The sequence below is a fragment of the Mesorhizobium sp. M7A.F.Ca.US.007.01.2.1 genome (assembly GCF_003998165.1).
In the GTDB taxonomy this organism is placed as follows: domain Bacteria; phylum Pseudomonadota; class Alphaproteobacteria; order Rhizobiales; family Rhizobiaceae; genus Mesorhizobium; species Mesorhizobium ciceri.
The window spans coordinates 1-649 of sequence record NZ_RZQP01000517.1; the positions used below are offsets into that span (position 1 = coordinate 1).

The following is a 649-nucleotide window of genomic DNA, read 5'->3' on the forward strand; positions in this document are numbered from 1 at the left end:
TGGCCAGGATGTGATCCGGAACGCGATCGCCATTACTCTTATAAATTGTCATGACTTAACTCCCATTGTTGGCTTTCCGCCTTTTAACATTCCGCATCCAGGCCATGATGTCAAAGACGGCGTGGATTGAGAACATGTTAGGGAATGTGCAACTTTGAAAGGGGAGCGGTTCGCGTGATAACGACAGTCTTGGCGCAAATTTGCTACTGTCCGACGGATTCTTCTGGAATCGCGATAGTCGATTAAACTGAGACATTTACTCTGGCCCGCACAGCACCAGAATCGATCCACCATGAGGCCAAAAGCCCCGCCGGACTGTCAGTATTCCTTCTCGTAGAAGATGCCGCCCTTGGCTTCGCCGGCATCGTTGGCCTCGCCGCGCAGCTTGACGCCGCGCCCGACATTGAGGTCGATCGTCGCCTTGCCCGAGCCAGGCTTGTCGCCCTTCTGGATGGTGACATAGGTGCGGTCGTTGAGGTATTTGCCGGCCGAAACCGCCGTGCCGCCCTGGTCGTCGGTGGTGACGTCGAGATCGTCGACGCCAATTGCGCTGCGCAGGTTTTCCAGCAGCGACGTCGAGCCGCCGACGCCGGCCAGCTGCCCCGCCGCTTCGGCGAGCTGGGCGATCTGCAGCGGCGACAGGTTCGAC

At 58.4% G+C, this 649-nt stretch carries 1 protein-coding gene; it reads right to left on the reverse strand.

The genetic code is table 11. From position 1 onward, the window contains the following. Positions 1–318: 318 nt before the first annotated feature. Positions 319–649 (reverse strand): translocation/assembly module TamB domain-containing protein (locus EN949_RS35555; RefSeq protein WP_164782691.1); only part of this gene is annotated, 331 nt, incomplete at its 5' end.